Source organism: Rothia dentocariosa ATCC 17931 (genome assembly GCF_000164695.2).
GTDB lineage: Bacteria > Actinomycetota > Actinomycetes > Actinomycetales > Micrococcaceae > Rothia > Rothia dentocariosa.
This window is the reverse complement of sequence record NC_014643.1, coordinates 1968030-1989642: the sequence shown is the minus strand read 5'-3', so window position 1 is coordinate 1989642 and position 21613 is coordinate 1968030. Positions and strand designations below refer to the sequence as shown.

At 51.4% G+C, this 21613-nt stretch carries 20 protein-coding genes, 4 tRNA genes and 1 other RNA gene; 15 read left to right on the top strand and 10 right to left on the bottom strand.

Going from position 1 to position 21613, the window contains the following annotated elements:
- The first annotated feature begins 49 nt into the window (after positions 1-49).
- Positions 50-1243, top strand: coding sequence for an acyl-CoA dehydrogenase family protein (locus tag HMPREF0733_RS08565; protein ID WP_013398949.1), 1194 nt, complete (start codon positions 50-52; stop codon positions 1241-1243).
- Positions 1244-1304: 61 nt separating this feature from the next.
- Positions 1305-1877: a peptide deformylase gene (def, locus tag HMPREF0733_RS08560; RefSeq protein ID WP_013398948.1), complete on the top strand. Its 573-nt coding sequence runs from the start codon at positions 1305-1307 to the stop codon at positions 1875-1877.
- Between the two features lie 85 nt (positions 1878-1962).
- Here def and rnpB read toward each other — a convergent pair.
- An RNA gene (gene rnpB / locus HMPREF0733_RS10830) (RNase P RNA component class A) lies at positions 1963-2352 on the bottom strand.
- Positions 2353-2417: 65 nt separating this feature from the next.
- On the opposite strand from rnpB, the gene HMPREF0733_RS08555 reads away from it, so the two are divergent.
- Entirely contained in the window at positions 2418-3203 is a 786-nt protein-coding gene (locus HMPREF0733_RS08555; RefSeq protein ID WP_013398947.1) for a YaaA family protein, read from the top strand.
- A 273-nt stretch (positions 3204-3476) separates the two neighbouring features.
- Positions 3477-4235, top strand: a complete 759-nt coding sequence (locus tag HMPREF0733_RS08550) for an S-layer homology domain-containing protein (protein WP_244864703.1) — start codon at positions 3477-3479, stop codon at positions 4233-4235.
- Positions 4236-4420: 185 nt separating this feature from the next.
- Here HMPREF0733_RS08550 and HMPREF0733_RS08545 read toward each other — a convergent pair whose 3' ends face one another.
- A complete protein-coding gene (locus HMPREF0733_RS08545; RefSeq protein WP_041321751.1) occupies positions 4421-5311 on the bottom strand; it encodes a Nif3-like dinuclear metal center hexameric protein in 891 nt (296 codons plus the stop codon).
- A 134-nt stretch (positions 5312-5445) separates the two neighbouring features.
- Here HMPREF0733_RS08545 and msrA point away from each other — a divergent pair, with 134 nt between their 5' ends.
- The 3 genes from msrA (at position 5446) to HMPREF0733_RS08530 (ending at position 7749) form a co-directional block, all read left to right on the top strand.
- Positions 5446-5970, top strand: a complete 525-nt coding sequence (gene msrA / locus HMPREF0733_RS08540) for a peptide-methionine (S)-S-oxide reductase MsrA (protein ID WP_013398943.1) — start codon at positions 5446-5448, stop codon at positions 5968-5970.
- A 133-nt stretch (positions 5971-6103) separates the two neighbouring features.
- A complete protein-coding gene (locus tag HMPREF0733_RS08535; protein WP_013398942.1) occupies positions 6104-6868 on the top strand; it encodes a DUF6318 family protein in 765 nt (254 codons plus the stop codon).
- Between the two features lie 131 nt (positions 6869-6999).
- Positions 7000-7749: a DUF6318 family protein gene (locus HMPREF0733_RS08530; RefSeq protein WP_244864702.1), complete on the top strand. Its 750-nt coding sequence runs from the start codon at positions 7000-7002 to the stop codon at positions 7747-7749.
- Positions 7750-7914: 165 nt separating this feature from the next.
- Here the strand turns inward: HMPREF0733_RS08530 and HMPREF0733_RS08525 are convergent.
- From HMPREF0733_RS08525 to HMPREF0733_RS08500, 6 genes are all read right to left on the bottom strand, one after another.
- A tRNA-Glu gene (locus tag HMPREF0733_RS08525) sits at positions 7915-7987 on the bottom strand.
- Between the two features lie 288 nt (positions 7988-8275).
- Positions 8276-8347 (bottom strand) — tRNA-Val (locus HMPREF0733_RS08520).
- A 24-nt stretch (positions 8348-8371) separates the two neighbouring features.
- Positions 8372-8442, bottom strand: a tRNA-Cys gene (locus tag HMPREF0733_RS08515).
- A 45-nt stretch (positions 8443-8487) separates the two neighbouring features.
- A tRNA-Gly gene (locus HMPREF0733_RS08510) sits at positions 8488-8560 on the bottom strand.
- Positions 8561-8766: 206 nt separating this feature from the next.
- On the bottom strand, positions 8767-9819 hold the full coding sequence (gene zapE, locus HMPREF0733_RS08505; protein ID WP_013398940.1) for a cell division protein ZapE: 1053 nt from the start codon (positions 9817-9819) through the stop codon (positions 8767-8769).
- 239 nt (positions 9820-10058) lie between these two features.
- Positions 10059-11870 carry a cytochrome c biogenesis protein DipZ gene (locus HMPREF0733_RS08500; protein WP_013398939.1) on the bottom strand — a complete coding sequence of 604 codons (1812 nt, stop codon included), beginning with the start codon at positions 11868-11870 and terminating at the stop codon, positions 10059-10061.
- 360 nt (positions 11871-12230) lie between these two features.
- Between HMPREF0733_RS08500 and HMPREF0733_RS08495 the strand changes: the two genes are divergently transcribed.
- From HMPREF0733_RS08495 to HMPREF0733_RS08460, 8 genes are all read left to right on the top strand, one after another.
- Positions 12231-12608: a hypothetical protein gene (locus HMPREF0733_RS08495; protein WP_013398938.1), complete on the top strand. Its 378-nt coding sequence runs from the start codon at positions 12231-12233 to the stop codon at positions 12606-12608.
- A gap of 115 nt (positions 12609-12723) precedes the next feature.
- On the top strand, positions 12724-13353 hold the full coding sequence (locus HMPREF0733_RS08490) for a sigma-70 family RNA polymerase sigma factor (RefSeq protein ID WP_013398937.1): 630 nt from the start codon (positions 12724-12726) through the stop codon (positions 13351-13353).
- Positions 13343-14269 (top strand): anti-sigma factor, encoded by a 927-nt coding sequence (locus tag HMPREF0733_RS08485; RefSeq protein WP_013398936.1) that lies wholly within the window; start codon positions 13343-13345, stop codon positions 14267-14269. The genes HMPREF0733_RS08490 and HMPREF0733_RS08485 overlap by 11 nt, the downstream gene beginning before the upstream one ends.
- Positions 14270-14357: 88 nt before the next feature.
- A complete protein-coding gene (gene ybaK, locus HMPREF0733_RS08480) occupies positions 14358-14858 on the top strand; it encodes a Cys-tRNA(Pro) deacylase (RefSeq protein WP_013398935.1) in 501 nt (166 codons plus the stop codon).
- The gene (locus HMPREF0733_RS08475) at positions 14839-15057 is read left to right on the top strand and encodes a GNAT family N-acetyltransferase (RefSeq protein WP_013398934.1); all 219 of its coding nucleotides are present in this window, start codon (positions 14839-14841) and stop codon (positions 15055-15057) included. Before ybaK ends, HMPREF0733_RS08475 begins: the two co-directional genes overlap by 20 nt.
- A 22-nt stretch (positions 15058-15079) precedes the next feature.
- Complete coding sequence (gene msrB / locus HMPREF0733_RS08470) at positions 15080-15496, top strand: peptide-methionine (R)-S-oxide reductase MsrB (RefSeq protein ID WP_013398933.1); 417 nt, start codon at positions 15080-15082, stop codon at positions 15494-15496.
- A 173-nt stretch (positions 15497-15669) separates the two neighbouring features.
- Positions 15670-16944: an HRDC domain-containing protein gene (locus HMPREF0733_RS08465; protein WP_013398932.1), complete on the top strand. Its 1275-nt coding sequence runs from the start codon at positions 15670-15672 to the stop codon at positions 16942-16944.
- 192 nt (positions 16945-17136) lie between these two features.
- Positions 17137-17658 carry a Rieske (2Fe-2S) protein gene (locus HMPREF0733_RS08460; RefSeq protein WP_013398931.1) on the top strand — a complete coding sequence of 174 codons (522 nt, stop codon included), beginning with the start codon at positions 17137-17139 and terminating at the stop codon, positions 17656-17658.
- A gap of 138 nt (positions 17659-17796) precedes the next feature.
- Here the strand turns inward: HMPREF0733_RS08460 and dxs are convergent, their stop codons facing one another.
- Together dxs and HMPREF0733_RS08450 are read right to left on the bottom strand one after the other, a co-directional pair.
- Positions 17797-19806, bottom strand: coding sequence for a 1-deoxy-D-xylulose-5-phosphate synthase (gene dxs / locus HMPREF0733_RS08455; RefSeq protein WP_013398930.1), 2010 nt, complete (start codon positions 19804-19806; stop codon positions 17797-17799).
- 164 nt (positions 19807-19970) lie between these two features.
- Positions 19971-21605: a class I SAM-dependent RNA methyltransferase gene (locus HMPREF0733_RS08450; protein WP_013398929.1), complete on the bottom strand. Its 1635-nt coding sequence runs from the start codon at positions 21603-21605 to the stop codon at positions 19971-19973.
- Between the last annotated feature and the right edge of the window lie 8 nt (positions 21606-21613).

Genomic DNA, 21613 nt, shown 5'->3' with positions numbered 1-21613 from the left:
TTATGGTAATCCCCATAGCGACCCTATAGCTTTACCTACTAGACTTTATATGTTTTATTCCCCTGAGGAAAGAGGATTTTCTGTGCAATCAACTCTGACATTTTCTGAAGACCATGAGCTGTTCCGAGAAGCAGTCCGTGAATTCGTGGCACACGAAATAACCCCTCACTACCCCGAATGGGAACAAGCACATATTATGCCTCGCTCAGTATGGCAAGCCGCCGGAGAAGCAGGAGTATTAGGACTTGCTGTCCCCGAAGAATTTGGCGGAGCTCAGCTGTCCGATTACGAGTATCAATTAGTTCTAACCCAAGAACTCGCAACCGTTGGAGGATATGGGTTTGCGCTCGCAGTGCATCTTCAACAGGATCTGGTGCTCCCCTATTTACTCGCATACGGTACACATGAGCAAAAGGAACGTTGGCTGCCCCAAATGGTAAGCGGTGACCTTGTGTCCTCATGCGCGTTTACAGAACCAGGCGCAGGCTCCGATCTGCGGGCATGCCGCACATCCGCAGTGCGCGATGGGGACTCTTACCTTCTCAACGGGCAGAAGACTTTTATCGGCTCTGGTATTTCGGGGGATGCAGCCCTCGTGTTGGCCCGCACCGATGGTTCCTCTGAACGTGCTTCTGAGGATTCATTCTCCCTCTTTTTTGTCGAAAAATCTGAAGGTTACACCCCGGGACGGCAGCTCGACAAGATGGGTATTCGGGCCTCAGATACTGCCGAGCTATTCTTCGAGAATGTACGTGTTCCCGCTGAGAACCTTATCGGTGAGCTTGGTCAAGGCTTGACCTATATTAAACAACATCTGCCCCAAGCGCGCTTAGCGATTGCCGCTGCATCCGCGGTCATCAGCAGGACTACTCTCAACGCCACACTAGAGTATGTAAAAGAACGTAAGGTTTTTGGGTCTCGTGTGGCAGATTTTCAGAATACCCGTTTTGAACTAGCTAATGCTCTCATGAATACAGAACTTTCCGAACTCTACGTGGCACGCGCTATAGCGGCTTTTAACGCTGGGGAGCTTACCGCTGAGGACGCCGCTAAAGCCAAGGTCTTTGCCTCTGAAAAAGCCTGCACAATTACCGATCGGTGTCTGCAGCTTTTCGGCGGCTATGGCTATATTAATGAGCATCCTGTAGCCCAAGCGTTCCTCGCGGCACGGCTACTGCCTATTTTTGGGGGTACAAACGAGCTTCTGCGCGATAGCATAGGATTTGACCTACTCGCTGAGTAGACGCCAATATACTCTATCAATAGCTCTTTACCTTGTGATTTCGAGAACGAAGGATTTATCTGTGGCTATTCGCCCTGTTGTTATTTATGGCAATCCCGTTTTACACCGCCCGGCTGCTCCGGTCACGGCTTTTGACGATGAGTTCAAGGCTCTTGTCACTGATATGTATGAAACCATGGACGCAGCCCACGGAGTGGGTCTCGCGGCTCCTCAAATCGGGGTAGGTTTACGAGTTTTTACCTACCAGATGGAAAATGAAGATGGTGTTCCTGCCCGCGGGTGCATCGTTAATCCCAGGCTAACTCTCGGCAAGGTGTCCGCTGCAGAGCCCGACCCTCATGACGAAGAAGAAGGGTGTCTTTCGTTCCCGGGCTACGGTTTTCCTCTCAAACGTGCTGAGTGGGTTACTGTCAATGGATTTGATGTCGAAGGCAATCCGCTCAGGTTTGAGGCAACTGGTTGGTTTGCCCGCTGTATGCAGCACGAGACCGACCATCTTGATGGAAAACTATATGTGAATCGTCTTAATAAAAAATGGACTTCTCGCATGAAGAAAGTTGTTAAACGCGAAGGCTGGACTGTTGAGGACAATAGTTGGATGCCCGGCGTAGATCCTGACCCGTTTGGACATTAAATACATAAAATCATCTACACTACCGGTGCGCCTGATTCTTGATACACAGAATTAGGCGCACCGGTGTTGTATACGAGCGTCATGAGAAGCAGGGTGCCCTATAAGCCGGGTTCTGTCATCGGTACCGATGAAAGCTCTGTACCTGAGGCAATCATCTATCTAGGGCTTATGTTGCCATAAGCGTCAAGCGGCCTACCCGAACACGCGCCGCTGGCTCGGGCGCACTACCCTATCATGGCGTGTTCTGTTTGGCCTTGCTCCGCATGGGGTTTACCTAGCTGGGCACGTCACCGCGCCCACTGGTGGTCTCTTACACCACCCTTTCACCCTTACCTCGATGAGGCGGTTTACTTTCTGTGGCACTAGCCTGCGAGTTACCCCGAGTGGATGTTATCCACCATGCTGTGCTGTGGAGCCCGGACTTTCCTCGACATACCCCTCAGAAGAGGTATCTCGCGATTGCCCAGGCACCCTGCTTCAGCCTTCTATTCTAGCGGAGTTATTATCGCTGCTCTATTTCTGCCCGGTAGAATAAGAAGCATGCTGATTCTTCTGCCTCCTTCTGAGGGTAAGACCCCTGCGCCTCGCACACACGCACCAGTTAATCTTGCCGAGTTATCGTTTCCAGAGCTCACAACCGAACGTGAAGATGTGCTGGAAGAACTCATGCGAGTTTCCGCTCAGGAAGACGCTCTAGATGTCCTCGGGGTGGGTGCCTCACTCACGGCGGAGATTGAACGAAACACGCGGTTAGTGGAGGAACCTGCTCATCCGGCGGCTAAAGTCTATACGGGCGTGCTCTTTGAGGCGCTGGATTACGCCAGTTTCTCCCCCGATGAACGGGAGTTGGCTCAGAAGTCCGTTCTTATTTCATCTGCTTTATGGGGTGTGGTGCAACTTGAGGATCATATTCCTGCGTATCGGCTGTCTATGGGAACCAAGCTTGGCGCTATAGGTACTCTGGCTACATATTGGCGCGGAGTTTTGGGGAATGCTTTGACCGCATACGCGCAGGGGCAGCTCATTCTTGACTGCCGCTCCAGCGCTTACGCAAAATCGTGGGTATCGCCGTCAGCCCAGACATTAGCGGTCCGTGTTGAACGCGTTGCAGCAGATGGTTCACGCAAGGTTGTCTCCCACATGGCAAAGCATTATCGCGGAAAGTTAGCTCGCTACGTGATCACTCATGCCCTTGCTGAGCAACCTTTTGAAGGTACAGCAGGCATTTCAGAATTCTTGGAGGCGCTTGACCGCGATTGGGAGCTTGAATGTACATTACCGACACCTAAGAAAGCAGGAACACTGACCCTTATTATCCGTGAATAGAGTTTTCAGGTATGAATATAGCGTGTACCCTTCTGGTATCTACGAGAATTCTCCCGCTATCAACACCCTAAAGAAAGAACTGTTATATTCTAATTTCGAAGTGTAGAGGAAATAGGTTCTGTATACTCGGCACATTTTCTAAGAATGTGTCCAGAGAATTTTCCCACAAGATTTATAACAGTTTTATAAATATCTTCGAAGATCCTTTACCGTATATGACATCCCTGGTACATTATAGGGAGTCATATCGCACTAACCATGATGGATTATTGTATGTCTTTCACTTTTAAACTTCGTAAAGCTCCCACGACTATATGCTCACTTACCCTAGTTGGCGCTACTCTTGCACCTAGCACCCCCGTCTTTGCAGAGACTCAGCAGCCCCAAACCACCGATTCTCAGAGGCAGCCTGCCGTTGTTGCACAGGAAGATCTCTCGACCTTAAATCAGGTGGAAGGTAACGCAACTCCGCAGACCGTTTCGCCTCAGAAACGTTTTATTGACGTTCCTGAATCTTCTACTTTTTATAATGAGATTACTTGGCTTTTTAACCGTAAGATCACGATCGGTTACCCCGATAGCACATATCACCCGAAAGATTATATTGAGCGTTCGGGTATAGCTGTTTATTTCTATCGCCTGGCAGGCTCCCCGCAAGTTGACCTTCCCGAAAAGTCGCCTTTCACAGACGTTTCTCCTAACGATATGTGGTATAAGGAAATGGTGTGGTTCCATCAGCAGGGTCTTACCACTGGCTGGTCTGATGGAACTTTCCGCCCGCATGACCTGGTAGATCGTAACGCTATGGCAGCGTTCTTCTACCGCTTTGCGGGCAACCCTCAGTTTGAGGCACCTGAGGTTTCTCCTTTTTGGGATTTGAGTCCAGACGAGCCTTTCTATAAAGAGATTGTCTGGCTTCGCAGCACAGGTATTACAACCGGGTGGTCGGATGGTTCCTTCCATCCCTATGAGCCTATTTCACGTGAAGCAATGGCGGCGTTTATTTACCGTTATGCACATATGAAGCGCTAATAATCAGAGTCTAGATAAGTATGGCGTGCTCCTAAGAGAATAGGGGGCACGCCATACTTATATCTTATTTATAACCGTCATATTATCACCAAAATACTATTCAGGAAAAATAGTAATGCATGTTGCAAAATATTAGTTTTTCTCACATTTATTTTAGAAGTCCCGTCGGGCTGTTCTGAATATTTTTAGCGAGGTGTGCTTGCCGAACCAATGGTTTGTCCAGTGCTTACATGAAAATCCCAGGGGTCGGTATTTAGCGAGGATACCGAAATTTCAATACTGTATCCCTGGCCCGCTAGGGTTTCTTGCAGACGTTCCGCAGCACGATTTAACCATAAAGATTCACTTGCAGCATGCGAACAGTCGATGAGTGCAGTATCAGTACCTCGTACAAGTTCTTGCTCCCGGAACTCACTGGCAGGGTGATGCCGTAAATCTGCAGTGATATAGACATCGGCTTCAGATGCCCGCACGGCATCAAACAACGAGTCACCGGCGCCTCCGCAGAGGGCAACACGGCGAATAAGTTTTTGTGGGGATCCCGCAACGCGCAGCCCACCCGCTGTTGCAGGAAGAGCAGCAGCTAGTTCTTCAGAGAGTTCCTGCAAGGTAAGAGGGCGGGTAAGAACACCTACACGACCTGTTCCAACGCTATATTCCTTGCCCGCAAGTTCTTGCTGCTGCTGATCAGTCAGCGGTTCACATCCTTGCAGATTAAGCGCTTCACAGAGAGCCTCGTTGACACCAGCGACGGCGGCATCAGCATTGGTGTGCGCACCGAGCAGGCCACATCCGCCTTCAATGAGGGTATGGAGCACGTTGCCTTTGTAATCGGAGTCGGGTATGAAGCTGGTACCACGCAAGAGAAGCGGGTGGTGAGTGATAAGAAGACCGACCCCAAGATTTACGGCTTCTTGGGCGGTTGCTGATATGGCATCAACTGCAAAATGCACATGTTTAACGCGGGTCTGTAAACGTCCGCAGACTAGCCCGGAAGAATCCCAGCTAGCGGCAAGGTGCGGCGGATACAGGCTATGAAAAGTATCAACAATGTGGGATAGCGTAGGTGTTGTCATGATTCTATTGTGGCATCTAGCAGCAGAAATACGAGCTATTACACGTCCCGTAGCAGACCTCGGGTAGGACGGGGAATAATAGTTGATACAGCTATGCTGTAAAGGAATGTACATCTATCTGTGGAAGAGGTCTTATGAAAAGCTTGGTTGTTGGCGGCGGTTGTTTTTGGTGTATTGACGCTGTTTTTCGGCAGTTCCAGGGTGTAAAAGCAAGCGTATGCGGGTATGCGGGCGGGCACACCCAAAACCCCGATTATCGGTCTGTATGCTCGGGAACGACGGGGCATCACGAGGTTGTTCGGGTTGATTTTGATGAATCGGTTATAGGTGAAGACGCGATTTTGGATATTTTCTTCGCCGCACACGATGCGACAAGTTGGGATCAGCAGGGTGCCGACCGTGGTTCGCAGTACCGTTCCGTACTGTTGTATTCCTCTGACGAACAGAAGGCTGTGTTTGAGGCTGCGAAAGAGCGAGCTCAGTCATTCTTCGACTCCCCAGTTGTCACCGAGATTAAACCGCTGACTGAGTTTTGGGAAGCAGAAGGGTACCACCAGGATTACTACGCGAAGAACCCATATCAGGGGTACTGCTCCGTAGTAGTTGGGCCTAAGGTAGCGAAAGTGCGCAAACAATATGCTCATCTTTTGAAAGACTAAATACAGATCGGACCCTTGAGAATCCTATAAGGAGTTCGAGCCCCGTAAATCTATCCTTGAGAAATAGAAATTTTCCATGTTTCACATGCAGGATGACGTTATGATGGAATTAGTACAGATTTGAAAGGGCATCATGACTCTAGTTTCACGTCGCCAAGCTGTGTATTTGACCGGTACGGGTCTCACAGCGGCAACGGTTACTGCCTGTACGCCAAAGGTTCAGCCGGTAGGTAATGATGCTTCTCCCTCACCCGGTGGTACCGCATCTGCTGAGAGCGCAGCCTCGGCGGCGGGGGCTTCCCCATCAGCATCGGAGGGTCTGCAAAGTTCTGGGAAGAACTATCAAGGATCTGTAAAACTAGAGAAATACGATTCTAAAGGTGAGTTCAAACCGGGCACCCGCGAGCATAAGGCCGAGAACGTACCGGTTCCTGTGGAACCAGAAAATATGCATGAAGAGTCTGTGGACGGCATGTACTCATTCATTGCATTCTGGGTTGAGGCACAAAACTATCTTTACTTAACGGGTGACGGTGCTCTGTTGCGTAAAGCTGATCCGGCTGATGATTACACCGAAAGTATTGATCTTTATAAAGCCTTGTACGACAGCGGTGTAGTGTGGGTTCTTGGGGAACAGCATCCTATGAAAATTTCACTCAACTCTGCAAAACCGGTGAAGAATCCACGGAGTGAAACATCGTATATGTGGATTGCTACCGTTGAGTTTGGTGAAGGTACTGAAATCTATAATTCGCAGACTCAGGAGACTTACCCCCTTAATGACCTTATGCAGTCTGGGTCTAGGGTCTCGGTGATCACTCAATATGAGAATGGGGCATGGCGCATGCTCAAGGACGACGGCTCGCAGGCTTCGCCCGGTGGCACTAAGGCACCTTAGAAATCTCCACACATTTTAGGTGTGCTAGGGTTTTACCGGTAGATTTTATAGAGAACGTATATATTTTTGCGTTCTATTCTTGTGAAGTTTTTCGCGCAGGCGGAAAACGTTTTTTGATGGGAAGGTTTCTCATGAGCTCAATGTCGCGTCGTGGCGCTTTCACTGTTGTAGGTGCCGGTTTTATAACTATTCTTACCGCGTGCTCGTCGCAGAATAAGGATGCGGCGCCAAGTGCTAGCGCATCTGCCAAGGCTACATCGCCATCGCATTCGGCTGCCTCTGCATCTGCTACCCCTTCTGGCCCTAGTTTTAAGGGTGAGTTGAAGTTGGAGAACTACAGATCGTCTGGTGAATTTGAACCTGGCACGCAGGAGCATCCGGCGCAGCATGTGCCTGTTCCGGTGGAACCCGTGAAATTACGTGAGGATTCGGTTGAGGGCCTACACGCTTTTGTAACCTACTGGCTCGCGACTTTGAATTATATGCTTTTGACGGGTGACGGTAACTATTTCACGAATATTGATCATACGGGCGATTACACAACTATTGCCGATTTCATGCAGGATATGTACGCTTCAGAGACTGGCTGGGTGACTGGCGTGCAGAACCCGTTGACGATGTCTTTGGATACAGATCACCCAACGAAGGATGAGAAGAACGGATTTTATACCTGGAAGACAACGATGAAGGTTAATCGGGAGTCTGCGGTGTATACGAAGACGACGAACCGTTCGCAGCCGCTTCCTGAGGTTTTTAAGGTGCCGAGCGGTGTTGTCTCGGGCCAGGTGACGGCTCATTATCTTGAGGGAACGTGGCGTATGGTGCGCCGTGCTCCTGCCGCAGCGGGTGCTTCTGCCAGTGCGGGCGGGGAGAATAAGTAGGCTGCTCCCCCGTTTTCTGGTTATTCACATTATGACGCGGGCGAGTTAGGTTTTGCTGAAAAGGTTATATAAGTGCCTTTTAGAAAATCCTGATCCGCTTGGCATTTATAAAAATATAGAGAATTCCCTGGTTCGCCTGAACCGGGGAATTCTCTTTTCCTAGTGTGACCCCAACCGGATTTGAACCGGTGTTGCCGCCGTGAGAGGGCGGAGTACTAGGCCGCTATACGATGGGGCCGGACTGTTTTTCGGGACCCGCCCGAACAACATATATAACTATACAGTTAAGGGAATACCCCACCAACTCTAGTAAGCATGATATGCGTCACTAGACTCAATGGAGTATTCCTCATAGAGCTGAAAGGTTATCCCCGCAGGTGCGGGGAACGAACATATTTGAATCTTCACTAACTACCCTTGTTAGACGGCTCATCTCTACGAATGTGGAGAAAATATTCCAGATGACTAAAATTCCTATAAGCCAAAAACACAAAAACCCCAGCTTACCATGAGCTGGGGTTATCTGTGCGCGATACTGGGTTCGAACCAGTGACCTCTTCCGTGTCAGGGAAGCGCGCTACCGCTGCGCCAATCGCGCCTACAACATCAATGTGTTGTTGCGAGGTGAGGACGGGATTCGAACCCGCGTACACGGCTTTGCAGGCCGCTGCCTAACCACTCGACCACCTCACCGCATACATCTCTCGCGAGATGAGTTCGAACTCTAGGAGTCCTACGAGCGGTTGACGAGACTTGAACTCGCGACATCCACCTTGGCAAGGTGGTGCTCTACCAACTGAGCTACAACCGCTTATCAGGTGCTTTTCAAGCATCAACAACAGGCTTTACCCGTCACACTGACAGATAAATACTATACGGGTTTTTTCGTCGTTTGCCAAATCTTTTGCCGCACTTTTTAGGCCGAGCGTCAGTACCAAAAACCTTACAACCTTCTACACAAATAAGGTCGCAAATATCAAGCACAGCATTCTACGCTATACCGCAATGCCATGAAGTCTAAGCCTCTGATTCCCCTAGCAAGCCTTCACGAGCGAGCGCCGTCAGACGCGAGACGGCACGGAAGTACTTCTTCTGGTAACCGCCAGCAAGCATTTCGGGTGTGAAGACCTGGTCGAAAGGTACACCGGATGAGACGATCGGCAGGTCTTTGTCGTAAAGACGGTCAGCGAGCACAACAAAGCGCAGCGCTACCGCTTGCTCGGTAATCGGGTGTACATCGCGCCAAGCGATACCCTGCAGACCGTCGATAAACTGGCGGTAACGGGAAGGGTGCACTTTCGCTAAGTGTTCGACAAGCTCTGAGAAAGTATCGATACCCACGGTTTTTCCATCGAATACTTCCTCAACCTTAGCGTCGAACGCGTCGGGAGTTACGGGTTCCGGTGCAGCTGGAAGACCGCGATGACGGAAGTCTTCACCATCCACACGGTGTACTTCGAATTGTTCGGCGAGTACTTGGATTTCACGTTTGAAGTCTTCGGCGGCAAAGCGTCCTTCGCCGAGGGCACCGGGCAGAGTGTTGGAGGTTGCTACGAGTTTGACGCCCGCATCTGCGAGTTCGCGCATCAGGCGGGACATGAGGACAGTATCGCCGGGGTCATCAAGCTCGAATTCGTCAATGCAGACGAGCTTGTATCCACTGAGCGCTTCTACGGTTTTGCGGAAGGTGAGGGCACCAACCAGGTTGGTGTATTCGACGAAGGTACCGAAGGCTTTGGGCCCGTCAACATAGTGCCATAGGGAGGCTAGAAGGTGGGTTTTCCCAACACCGAAGCCGCCGTCTAAATAGAGCCCGGATTTTGCGGAGTCTTTCTTTTTACCGCCAAAAAGTTTGCCGAAGAACCCGCCAGAACTTCCTCCTTTGTTGATTTTATCGCCGAAGGTTTTGAGTTTTTGTACTGCTTCAGCTTGGGAGGGCTGGTTTGGATCGGGAATATAGCTGTCGAATGACACTTCACCGAATCGTTCTGAGGGACGAAATCCAGCGAGAAGCTCTTCTGCTGAGACGTTTGGGATACGTTCGGTAAGGTGTTCGTAGGTGACGGGCACGATATAACTTTCTGAGTGACGTCTATGTTACTTGTCTTAAGTTTAGTACGGATGTGCTGAGCTTGCCGCAGCCCGGTACTCGGAGCGCTCTCTCCCTCGGGTACAGATGCGGTGAAAACGCAGTAAAACCCGGGACTATGCGTTTTACGTGGTTTTAGTCATGTGTGATCTAAAGCCTTGAAAACACAGTCCCGGGTTTAGTCGTTAGGGGTGAATTCTGTGTGAGATTCGGCAGAGACTTATGAGAAGGTGAGCGAGTACAGCTGCACTCCGGGCGAGACCTTGAGCTCAATAACTCCGCTACTTTGCTCATCGCCGCGCACAATGTGGTGGGCGTTGGGAGCGCCGTCTACGTGAATCTTTTCCGTTGTACCATTGCGCCGCACTTCGATGGTACCGCTGCCGCCGGCAACAACCTGCGCTCCGTGGGCACTATAGTTAATCCGCAAAGTGCCGTCGTTTCCTTGAGGCTCAATACGTTCGGGGGTTATGGACCACGTACCGTTGAGGTCGTATTGGTCAACAGCTAGACGATCTGCTGGTTTGAAGGTTCGGGTTCCGTTAGCGTAGCTTTCTTGCCCCGCAAAGTACATTGCGCGTTTAGAGCCTAGATACGTTTCAGGGGTTCGCGCATCATGCGCGTTTTGTGTTTCCTCTTGTACATCATCCTTGTGAATAGGGTCTGGAAGCTGCACTTGTGGGTTTGCAGCTTTGAGAAGTTCGCGTACCTGTGCCTCAGTCACCTTATGCCCACCTTCACCATAGTGAACAGCACGAAGTTTACCTTCACTATCAATGAGATAGTGTGCAGGCCAATAGCGGTTGCTGTAAGCACGCCAAATAGCATAGTCGTTGTCTTGAACTACCGGGTATTTAATACCTAGGTTCTCAATGCCTGCCTGGACATTCTTACCTTCGTGTTCGAACGCATATTCCGGCGTGTGTACTCCCACTATTTCTAGACCATAATCATGATATTTGGCGTAGAGTTCATTCAGGTGCGGTGCCGTCCTCTGACAGTTAATGCACGAGTATGCCCAAAAATCAACGAGTGTAACCTTTCCACGCATATGAGCGAGACTTGGCTGATTCTCAGTGTTAAAGTTACCCGTGCCACCTGCTAATTCCGGGGCAGAGCCGCAGTCCTGCAATTTTTCTTCATCGGGTCGGCACGAGCTTATCGACCCACCGGTGGAGGAGGAAATAATATTATTCTGCGTATCTTGACTGATAGTCTGCTCAATCCCTTCCGTATAATTCGGAATTGCGCGCTGTAGCTGGGCGGGAACGTTGAATACTAGTCCGATTGAAAGAGCGATCAAGAGTACACCCGAGGCGGTGCGTACTCCACGCTGGTGGGTGCGGAACGTCTTAACTCGTTCTGCAATGCTCCGCCCCGCAAGAGCAAAGATCAACAACGGGATCGCTGTTCCGAAAGCAAAGGATAGGGTGAGTGCTACGGTTTCGATACCGATGTTTCCGGTTGCGCCAGCAAGGGTAATAGCTGCAAGAACCGGACCTGCGCAGGGCACATAGACGAGACCGAGAGCAAGCCCCATGAGGAAGCCGCCACGTGTGGTGCTGCGTTTCGCTCCGAGTTTTGAGAATTTCGCGAAAGGTTTTTCAAGCAGGCGCTCCAACGGGGGTATAAGCATGCTCAGCCCAACAATAATGAGGAAGGTGATACCTAAAATCCTCAGCGTATCTTGCGGCAAGTGCAGGGCAGCAAGAATAACCGAACCGAGCAGGGTAAAGAGGCTGAAGCTCAGAACGAGCCCGCCTACAACTTGATAGGGACGCCAGCGTGATGCAGTACGCTGCATGGGTGCTGGAGCTGCGTTTCCGAGAACTGCGCTTCTGCGCGAGAATAAGGCTTGCACATTGTCCGCAGAATCTTTTGCTATGCCTGTTTGTCCAAATTCGGTAGATGCAGTGCGCGCTGAATCTGCACCGCCAGTGACGAGAATAACGGGCAAGATAGGCAGGATACAGGGCGAGATCCCAGTGATAAGACCACCGAGTATGCCAAGGATGATGAGCGATAACAGCATAGTTATTCTTCCTCATGGATTGGTAATGCGAGGCGATGCTGCCTCACGTGTTGTCATGGTTATATTCGGAACGAACTGCGGTTTCGGTTTGGTTGAAATTATTTTTATAGCGATGCCTGCACAATTGACAGCATCTTAATGAGGCCTTTTACTCCGCAATATTCAAGTTCATGGAAGTTTTTCTCAAGGTGTTGCGAGAGGTAGTCGGATACATCATTTAAAAATTTTTCTGAGGTTTTGCAATCCGAGCGGGCTGAATGTTCCGAATACCTAATGAGTCCAGTTTAGGATTCTGAATATTTTGCAATGGTACGGGCGCTCCTCCGCGTTACCTGTGCCGATATAAGATTGGAGTTACGTATGTCCGTTATTCTTCGCACTGCGTCTTTTGCAGCTGTTTCTCTAGCCCTCGTTGCTGGTGTTTCTGCATGTTCTTCTAACGCTTCTGATCAGAACTCATCGCCGAGCGCATCGTCGAGCTCTTCTGCATCATCCACCCCCTCTTCTTCTGCCATGATGAGTTCAGACGCTATGATGTCGCCTTCAGCTATGCCGAGTCAGTCTGCCATGTCTGGGGACAAGATGGATGGCGACCACGGCAAGATGGACGGCGATAAAATGCAGGGAGATCATGACAGCATGAAGCATGATGACAATAAGATGGACGGTGACAAAGGGGGCAAGATGGAAAACAAAGACGCCATGATGTCTCCTTCGGCTTCCGCCATGTCGAAGTAATATTTTGCCGGTATGCTGCTTTACACCCTGGAATATTTTCTAGGGTGTAAAACATACCTAAACTTCGCTTATCACCGACACAATAATCAAATGTCATCATAGGGCGTGAGATGATATGACCATGACTTTTTTGGATCGTCAGGTGACTTCGGCGTATCAAGAAGCTCAAAAAGCCACCCAAATTCCTCAGGAATATCAGCGCTTAACTGCGTTGATGGAGTGTGCTGCCGCAGGAAACGAACACTGTTTTGAAGCTCTATACGATGCGCTTGTTCCGCGTCTGTACGCGCTTATTAACCGCATTCTTCATAACCGAACGCATGCGGAAGAAGTTACTCAAGAAGTTTTTCTAGAAATATGGCAAAAAGCGCCTTTATACCGTGCAGAACGGGGTACCGTGTTGTCGTGGGCTGCAACTATTGCTCACCGCCGTGCGGTTGATAGGGTGCGCTCCGTTGCAGCCTCCACAGAACGTGATTTCACACGCGGTCTTGAGGAGTATCGCGAATCTTATCATCATGTTGATGACGCAATAGCTGCTTTTATGGATACGGAGGAGGTTCATCATGCTCTATCGGGTATTCCACGCGAACAAGCCCAGCTGCTCACCATGGCATATTTCGGAGGTAAATCACAGCGCGAGATCTCCGATGAAACGGGCATTCCTCTAGGAACTGTCAAAACCCGCATGCGCGCTGGCATGCAGAAACTACGTGAACGATTGGAGGGCACCCGTGAGCACTAAAGACTATCCCGAAGATTTCCCCAATAAACTCGACTACGCCCTTCACACGCTTTCACCAACGCAACGTATAGCGTTTGAATCGTGGGCCCCCAAACACGAACGCGAAGATGCTAAGGCCGATGCTGCGGTTCTCTCTGAGGTTTTTGGTACTTCGCTCACTCCGCAAGAACCGTCCGCTGAGCTTAAAGCGCGTGTGATGGCGCAGGTTGCACATACCGAGCAAATCCAGCCAGTTAATGAGCTAGGTACAGATGATGTGAATGCCGAGCATAAGAGTGATCATGCCGATTCCGAAGGTTACTTTGCATCAGATAATGCAGACAACGCTCAAGCTATCGCAGACTCAGAGGATTCCGCTTATGCACGAGCTAAACGGCGTTGGTTCGGGACCCAGGGTAAATTCTCACCATCGCGCATGACGGCTGCGGCAAGTATTATTATCGCTGCTGGTCTGGGCATATGGGGTTTCACGCAGCATCAGCAACTAGAACGTACCTCCCAGGAGCTTCAAGCCGCGAGGGTGTCCTCTTCGGCTCCAGCACATCCGGCAGCTGCACGACCTGGCGACCAGTCGATCGTCGAGCAAATCAGCATGGCTCCTGACCTTTCAATGGCCCAAGGTAAAGTCAACGGTATGCCAGTATCGGTCATGTACTCCCCTTCCCACAACATGGCGGGTGTTTCAACGACAAATCTGCCTGCGCTACCCGAAGGAAAGGTCTATAAACTCTGGTTTTACGATGCTCAGGGCAATATTGTGGGATCTGGAATCCTCAATTCTGCTGGTCGCGGTGCAGGGATCACAACCATGACAGAGCACGATCTGAGTACAGTCACCGACTTTGGTATCTCAATTGAAGATGAATCGGCTAATTCTCCTAGTCAGAAACCCGCTATGCTGGAAAACGTTGTGTAGCCTAACGCTTGCAGGCACGCCATCCCTACGCAGGTAAAGGTGATACATACCTTAGGGGTTCACCTCACGTTTTCGTAGAATAGTCTTCATGGCTAAAAAGAATAAAGGCGGCAAGAAAGGTGCCTCCACCGCTGCGGTCGCGCTCTTGAAGGAAACTAAGACTCCTTTTGAGATTCGTGAGTACGAGCATGTGGAGGGAGAAACCTCCTTTGGGTTGGAGGCCGCGCAGAAACTTGGCGCCAATCCTGAGCAGGTATTTAAAACGCTTCTTATTGTTCATGACAAAGATTTTGCGGTGGCGGTAGTGCCGGTGAGTGGGCAGCTAAACCTGAAAGCGGCGGCACACGCCCTTGGTTGGAAGAGCGCCTCCATGTGCGATCCGAAGGTTGCCGAGCGCCGCACTGGATATGTGGTGGGTGGTATTTCGCCGTTAGGGCAGAAAACTCCTTCCCCCACGCTTTTGGATGCCAGCGCTGAGCAGTATCAAACTATCTTGGTCTCTGGCGGTAAACGCGGGCTTGATATTGAGCTCTCCCCCGCCGACTTGCTTAAACTCACCGGCGGCAACTATGCGCCTCTTCGCGCCTGAGCAGCCGTGTCTTGAGCTGCGGATCCCTGCAGCGGAGGACGCTGCCGAATGGTATGCGCTGTTCAGGGATACGCGCGTCATGGAGTATTTGGGGCGACCCGCAGATTCACTCGCTCACTATGAGGATATGGTGGTGCGTACCCTGTACCATCGGGAACAAAACCCGAGCCAGCACCGTTATAACGACGACAGCTCATAAGAGAAGATTTGAAGGAGTAGCAGTGGGAAACTCACTACCAGGTGTCGGTAAAATTGCGAAGAATTGGCGTGAAGTTCTCAAACCCGAAGAATACGCGGTACTGCGTGAAGGCGGCACCGAACGTGCTTTCACCGGCGAATACTGGGATACGAAAACCGAGGGTGTGTATTCGTGCCGAGCCTGTGGGACCGAGCTTTTCCGCTCTGCTGAGAAGTTCGAGTCGCACTGCGGCTGGCCCTCTTTCTTCGCTCCACTCGCCGAAGATCGTGTGCGGTATCTGGAAGACACCACGTTAGGGATGCGCCGAGTAGAGGTACGTTGTGCCGCCTGCGATTCGCATCTGGGTCACGTGTTTGAAGGCGAAGGATACGATACTCCGACTGATCTGCGGTATTGCATCAATTCTGTCTGTCTCACATTGGAACCGCAAAAGTCGTAAGCTAGAGCTATTTACGAGACAATACTGCTGTTAGCCCGGTGCCGGTCTTTGGGTTTTCGGTATATTTGAAGAAACATGTAACGCACAGCGGCAACGGGTAGAATGGTGGAGTCATTGTTTTCAGCCCCGTCGAGGGAGCTACCAGAAACGGATATTCAAGGAACCACTTTCAGATGAGTCTCAGCCCGAGTACCGAGCCTATCAAACTCCCACCTATGCTCGGATTACCTGCTGATTTCACGGTTCCTGATGTTATTCCGCTAACTACCCCGTCTGTTCCGGTCCCCTCTATTATTAACACGGAGAGGGCGCTTGAACGTGCTGCTGAATCTTTGCGTGCTGCATCCGGTCCGGTTGCTGTCGATACGGAACGCGCACAGGGTATACAGTACGGGATCAGGGCTTTCTTGGTACAGCTGAAACGCGAAGATAAGCTCTACCTGATCGATCCCGAAGCTTTTTCTGACCTTAGGATCATCAACGATGCTCTAGCAGATGCCGAATGGATTATTCACGCAGCAACCCAGGATTTTCCGAGTCTGGATCTTCTTGGAATGCGACCGCGTCTTCTCTTTGATACCGAGCTCGGTGCACGTTTAGCGGGTCTGGAACGGGTGAACCTGGGAGCTGTTGTCGAAGAGCTTCTAGGGTACAAACTTGAGAAAAAGCATTCCCAAGAAGACTGGTCACAGCGTCCTTTGCCAGAGTCTTGGCTGAACTACGCATGCCTTGATGTTGATGTACTAGCAGACTTACGCGATGCCTTGGAAGAGGTTTTAGAAGACCAGGGAAAACTTGAGTATGCCCGCCAGGAATTTGCCTATCTCTGTTCACTGCCGCCCGCTGACCCTGCTGCGAAGAAAGCCGAACGGTGGAGGAAAGCGAAGGGACGGAACACGCTCCGGTCCGTACCGCAACTAACAGCCCTGCGGAATCTTTGGTTCGAGCGCGATAAATTAGCGCAGAAGAAAGATATAGATTCTAAGGCTTTACTCTCAGATGCCGCACTTGTTGAGGCTGCGCAGAAAATGCCTCGTAATGTACCAGCTATCATGGCGATTCCGGGGTTCCGTACTCGACTGTTGAAACGTGAAGGTCCCCGCTGGGTGCGTGCGATAGTATCAGCTTCTCGGGGTGAGGACCCGGCGCCCTATACCATTCCGGCAACCGCGCCTCCCCCGCTTAAAGCTTGGGAAACGAAACGCCCTATTTCACTAGAGATTCTTAGCGAAGTGCGGAAGATAGTACAACGGGAGTCAGAGCGGCTCAATATTCCAGCACAGAATATTATCAGCGCTGATTGTATACGGCGTCTGTGCTGGGATCCGCCCGAGCCTTACTCTCAAGAGGCCCTTCTTGAGGCTCTTCGCTCGCATGATGTGCGCCCGTGGCAGATTGAAATCCTCGCCCCGGATCTTCATGAAGTTTTCCAGCGACACCTTGGCTAATGCCTTAATACATGGATCTCTCAACCCAAGAAAAATATGGAGGCACGCGCCACACAACAAAACGGCTTATTCGCGTGCATACGATTTATCTTCTAGATTTATAAAAGAGCGACACGCAGCTATCCCACAGGTACGGTCGCCTCAGCATCACACAAGCCCGGCTTCACACACCGGGGAATTCAAGGAGGAACGATGAACGAAGTACCATCGTGCACCTGTTCGTGCGCACAATCAGAAATTTCTGGGCACGAGCCAAGCTCTCAGAGCATTCAGGAGCTGGAGCATAAACTTTCGCGCCGAAATGCACTCGTAGCGGGGGCTACAGCTACCGCAGGAGCTCTTGCTTTAAGCGCCTGTGCCGAAGGTTCCAGCGGTGGTGGCGGAGGGGGCGGTAACGGTGCTGCCGGGCCAGAGTCCCCCACCGATATTGCGGCTGCTTCGGAGGTACCCGTCGGCAAAGCGGCGAAACTTACCAAAGGCGGCGTTACCGTTATCGTATCTCAGCCTGAAAACGGTGTCTTCAAGGCTTTTAGCTCCACCTGCACCCACCAAGGATGCCAACTCAACGTACAAAACAACAGCCAAATTGTGTGCCCATGCCATGGTTCTCAGTTTGCGCTCGCTGATGGTGCAGTCAAAGGCGGTCCTGCCGAGTCGCCGTTGAAATCCTATAAAGCAGAGGCGAAAGACGGCAGGATCATTGTTGGGGGCTAGGTATCTTTCACACATTAGTATTGGCGGCACGTTAGTTTTTAACGTCTAGATTTCATGTCAATAAAAACGTTGGGGTGTGTGAAAATCTAAACACCCCAACGTTTTATTTTTTGCACTCGGTAAAGCACCACAAAAAAATTACTGAGTATGCCGAGGCTTTTGCCCTTCTTCGCGTGCGAAGGGAACCTTATCACCCGCAAGCTGCGCGAGAATATCGGCAGTAATGGTTTCCGCGCACAAACCAACATCTTCCAGGATTTCCTCACGTGACGCATGCGGTATAAATTCTGCCGGTAAGCCGAGCTCACTCAACGCCGTGTCCACACCAGCCGCACGCATCTCTTGGCGAATGCGTGAACCCACACCGCCCGCACGCACACCATCTTCGAGAGTCACAACGATGCGGTGGTCTCGTGCAAAATCCACCACCGAATGCGGAACCGGCATAACCCATCGCGGATCAATCACCGTCGAATGAATGCCCTGCTCGGCAAGGCGCTCAGACACTTCGAGCGCTACCCGTGCCATGGCGCCAACGGCAACAAACAGCACATCGCGCTGCCCAGTTTCAGGATGCGGCCGCCCGGTGCGGGTCAGCACATCCACCCCGTCAGAGCGGCGTTCCAGGGCAGCGATATCTTCACCCACCGACCCCTTTGGGTACCTGACAACGGTCGGTGCATCATCAATAGCGACGGCTTCACGAAGCGCTTCACGAAGCGTCGCAGCATCGCGTGGAGCGGCCAAGTTTAACCCAGGAATAAACTGCAGAAGCGATAAGTCCCACATGCCGTGGTGACTTGCGCCGTCAGGTCCAGTAATGCCGGAGCGGTCAAGAACCAGAGTCACGCCCGCCTTGTGAAGGGCAACATCCATCAAGAGCTGGTCGAAGCCACGGTTTAAGAATGTTGCATAGAGTGCCACCACAGGGTGCATACCGCCGTATGCCAAGCCTGCGCTCATCGCAACGGCGTGCTGTTCTGCGATACCAACATCAATGACTCTGTTCGGATGCGCTTGCGCGAATTCACGTAGACCAACAGGAATGAGCATGGCACCGGTAATGCCTACAATGTCTTCGCGTTCATCCGCGATCTGTTTGATCTCACGACCGAAAACACTCGTCCATGACTCTTCGGTGCTGGTTGAGACAGGCCTACCGGTAAGAGGATCAATCCTTCCTACCGCATGGAATTGATCATCATCATTCGCACGTGCCGGAGCGTAGCCGTGTCCTTTCTCTGTAATAGCGTGCACAATCACCGGGCCGCCGTAGTTCTTAGCGGCACGCAAGGCGGTCTCAACAGCTTCTTGATCGTGCCCATCAATTGGACCAACATATTTCATGCCGAGATCTTCAAAAATACCCTTGGGGACCACAACGTCCTTAATACCGACCTTCATGCCGTGCAGCCCCCGGTAAATCATCTGCCCCAGCGGGCCGCCACGCTGCAGACCACGGCGCATAGCATCAAGCGCCCGATCATATCGATGGTCAAGACGCATACGGTCAACCTGCTGCTGCACCTCGTGCTTAAGTGCCGTCAGCTGGTTAGCAAAACCGCCAATAGTAGGCGCATACGATCGACCATTGTCATTGACTACAATAACGACTTTACGACTACGGTCGGCAGCGATATTATTCACGGCTTCCCAGGCCATGCCTCCGGTCAACGCACCATCACCGATTAAAACCACCGTATAGCGGTCATTTTCTCCGTTGAGAGCGTAGGCGCGTGAAATACCATCAGCCCAGGAAATTGATGATGAAGCGTGCGAGGACTGAATAATATCGTGTTCAGACTCGCCACGATCCGGATACCCCGACAACCCGCCCTTTTGGCGCAGGGTGTCAAAGGCGTGACGACCGGTCACCAGCTTGTGCACATAGGACTGATGCCCTGTATCAAAGAGAATAGAATCGTGGGGCGAATCAAAAATACGGTGGATACCAAGAGTCAGCTCAACAACACCAAGATTGGGGCCTAAATGACCACCCGTTGCAGAAACATTCGTTACGATAAACTGACGGATCTCTTCAGCGAGTTCACGCAGCTGCTCGTAGCTGAGGGGGCGCAAATCCCGAGGTTCACGAATATCGGACAAGAGCCCTGAGGATTCCTTGTTCGCCTCGTTCTCAGCAGACATACACTCTCCTTCTGCACGGTTGAGGTCAACAATGTACCTCTAGGTCTAACAGTTAAATTCTAACGGGTTAGGTTATATATACCCATTTGAAGGTTGCCGAAAAAAGTCATGGTTACCGTGTTCGCCATCTTAGGTACATACAGTTTTGCTGTCTCTACGAGAATTTACTTATGACGTTTTGACAGACGCGCTGGACGAATACGCGCAGGCGCACGGTGAAAAAGAGCGAGCGTCTCAACATGATGCGTATTAGGGTACATATCAAATGCCCGGACCTGTACGAGATCCCAGCCTAGTTCACGCAAAATAGCTGTATCGCGTCCCAAGGCTGCAGGATCACATGCCACATATAGAATGCGCCCGGGCTTGAGTTCGTTGAGGCGTTCCAAAACTTTGCGGTTAGCCCCTTCGCGAGATGGGTCAAGTACCACGGCATCCGGGGTAGGTATCTGGCCAAGGCTATGTGCTGCTTTAAGATCTTGAAGGCTTTGCGCAACGTCTCCACGAATAACCTCAACACGGGTTTCCTTGGAGTTATCGCTTCGGGAAGGACCATCCGGAGCGAAGTTGGAACGCGCATCACGGTGCGTTACCGGGGAACCTTCAACGCTGATAACCGTTCCTTCTGAGCCGACAGCATCCGCAAGCGCTGCTGTAAATAGTCCAGCACCGGCGTATAGGTCGAGGGCGCATTCGCCTAAGGTTGGGCGGAGCATGGTTAACATGGTGCCCATGAGAGTTGAGGGGGCACAGCGGTGAATCTGCCAGAAGCCACCTGCGGAGACCTGATAGCTGAACCTTCGCGGACCAAAACTTACTTCTTCGGTTACGGAACGTAACCCACCGCCAAGGAGTATATCTCCCTGACGCACACGCCGATAAGGGCTATGCACGCTGGGCTGCCCCGAACGCTTGCTCGGTTTTGCTTTCGATCCGCTGTAGGGGGTGAAGAAAAGTGAGATTTTACGTTTAGCAAGCTCGCCCCAAAGCTGGATGCACTGCCTTTCAATCTCTTTGGCGACGTGGGTTGTCTCAAACCGGGGATCAACCATGAATTGGAGCAGAATACGCCCACGTGAAGACAGCGTTGCTTCTAGTTCGCGAACCCCCCGCAGGTTGAGCTTGTGAAGTTCTAGGTCACGCAGTTCACGTGCCACGAGGGGAAAATCAACTACGGGTACCGGCTGCGAGCTGTGGTAGGGGTACATGCCGATGCGCCAATACGTTGTACCGTCTTCAATGCTTTTAGCGGTGGTGTACCGTATACGAGATCGCCAGGAGAGGTCGCCTTCGACGAGGTCTCGATTAGGCATAGACTCAACGATAAGGTTTGTTAAGAGTGGTGATTCTAGAGGGATGCCGCCTAAGCGATGAAGCTGAGTTCGTACGATCTCGGCTTTGTAACGCCGTTGTTCAGAGGGTTCTAGGTGTCCATACTCCATCCCGCCAAGAAGCTCTGCTATGCCGGTGAGTTTCTGACGTTCTTCGGGGGTTTTGAGGGCATCTGCCTGTGCCCAGGGATGCTTACGGCGCACTGGTGCAGGCACTTTGACGGCTACAACATCTGCAAAGTAGAAACGGTTTTTGGGGCCTACTGCTGTAATTCGAACTTGGGCTTCTTCACCCACTACACCGTGCCGTACGAAAACGACCCCGGCGTGCGTACGTGCAACGAGTGCACCTCCGTGAGCGGGGGTCTCACAGGTTACCTGGATTAGCTCGCCTATAGTGTACCCCTGCTCCGAGGTAGCGTTATCCGCACCGGAGTCACGTACTGTGCTGATTTCAGGGGTGTTCACGCGTCTTC

Bases quoted from the DNA above. Each gene is read 5' to 3' on its own strand.
- HMPREF0733_RS08565 (WP_013398949.1), top strand. From the start codon at position 50: ATGTTTTATTCCCCTGAGGAAAGAGGATTTTCTGTGCAATCAACTCTG.
- HMPREF0733_RS08555 (WP_013398947.1), top strand. From the start codon at position 2,418: ATGCTGATTCTTCTGCCTCCTTCTGAGGGTAAGACCCCTGCGCCTCGC.
- HMPREF0733_RS08550 (WP_244864703.1), top strand. From the start codon at position 3,477: ATGTCTTTCACTTTTAAACTTCGTAAAGCTCCCACGACTATATGCTCA.
- HMPREF0733_RS08545 (WP_041321751.1), bottom strand. From the start codon at position 5,311: ATGACAACACCTACGCTATCCCACATTGTTGATACTTTTCATAGCCTG.
- msrA (WP_013398943.1), top strand. From the start codon at position 5,446: ATGAAAAGCTTGGTTGTTGGCGGCGGTTGTTTTTGGTGTATTGACGCT.
- HMPREF0733_RS08535 (WP_013398942.1), top strand. From the start codon at position 6,104: ATGACTCTAGTTTCACGTCGCCAAGCTGTGTATTTGACCGGTACGGGT.
- HMPREF0733_RS08530 (WP_244864702.1), top strand. From the start codon at position 7,000: ATGAGCTCAATGTCGCGTCGTGGCGCTTTCACTGTTGTAGGTGCCGGT.
- HMPREF0733_RS08500 (WP_013398939.1), bottom strand. From the start codon at position 11,870: ATGCTGTTATCGCTCATCATCCTTGGCATACTCGGTGGTCTTATCACT.
- HMPREF0733_RS08495 (WP_013398938.1), top strand. From the start codon at position 12,231: ATGTCCGTTATTCTTCGCACTGCGTCTTTTGCAGCTGTTTCTCTAGCC.
- HMPREF0733_RS08490 (WP_013398937.1), top strand. From the start codon at position 12,724: ATGACCATGACTTTTTTGGATCGTCAGGTGACTTCGGCGTATCAAGAA.
- ybaK (WP_013398935.1), top strand. From the start codon at position 14,358: ATGGCTAAAAAGAATAAAGGCGGCAAGAAAGGTGCCTCCACCGCTGCG.
- HMPREF0733_RS08475 (WP_013398934.1), top strand. From the start codon at position 14,839: ATGCGCCTCTTCGCGCCTGAGCAGCCGTGTCTTGAGCTGCGGATCCCT.
- HMPREF0733_RS08465 (WP_013398932.1), top strand. From the start codon at position 15,670: ATGAGTCTCAGCCCGAGTACCGAGCCTATCAAACTCCCACCTATGCTC.
- HMPREF0733_RS08460 (WP_013398931.1), top strand. From the start codon at position 17,137: ATGAACGAAGTACCATCGTGCACCTGTTCGTGCGCACAATCAGAAATT.
- dxs (WP_013398930.1), bottom strand. From the start codon at position 19,806: ATGTCTGCTGAGAACGAGGCGAACAAGGAATCCTCAGGGCTCTTGTCC.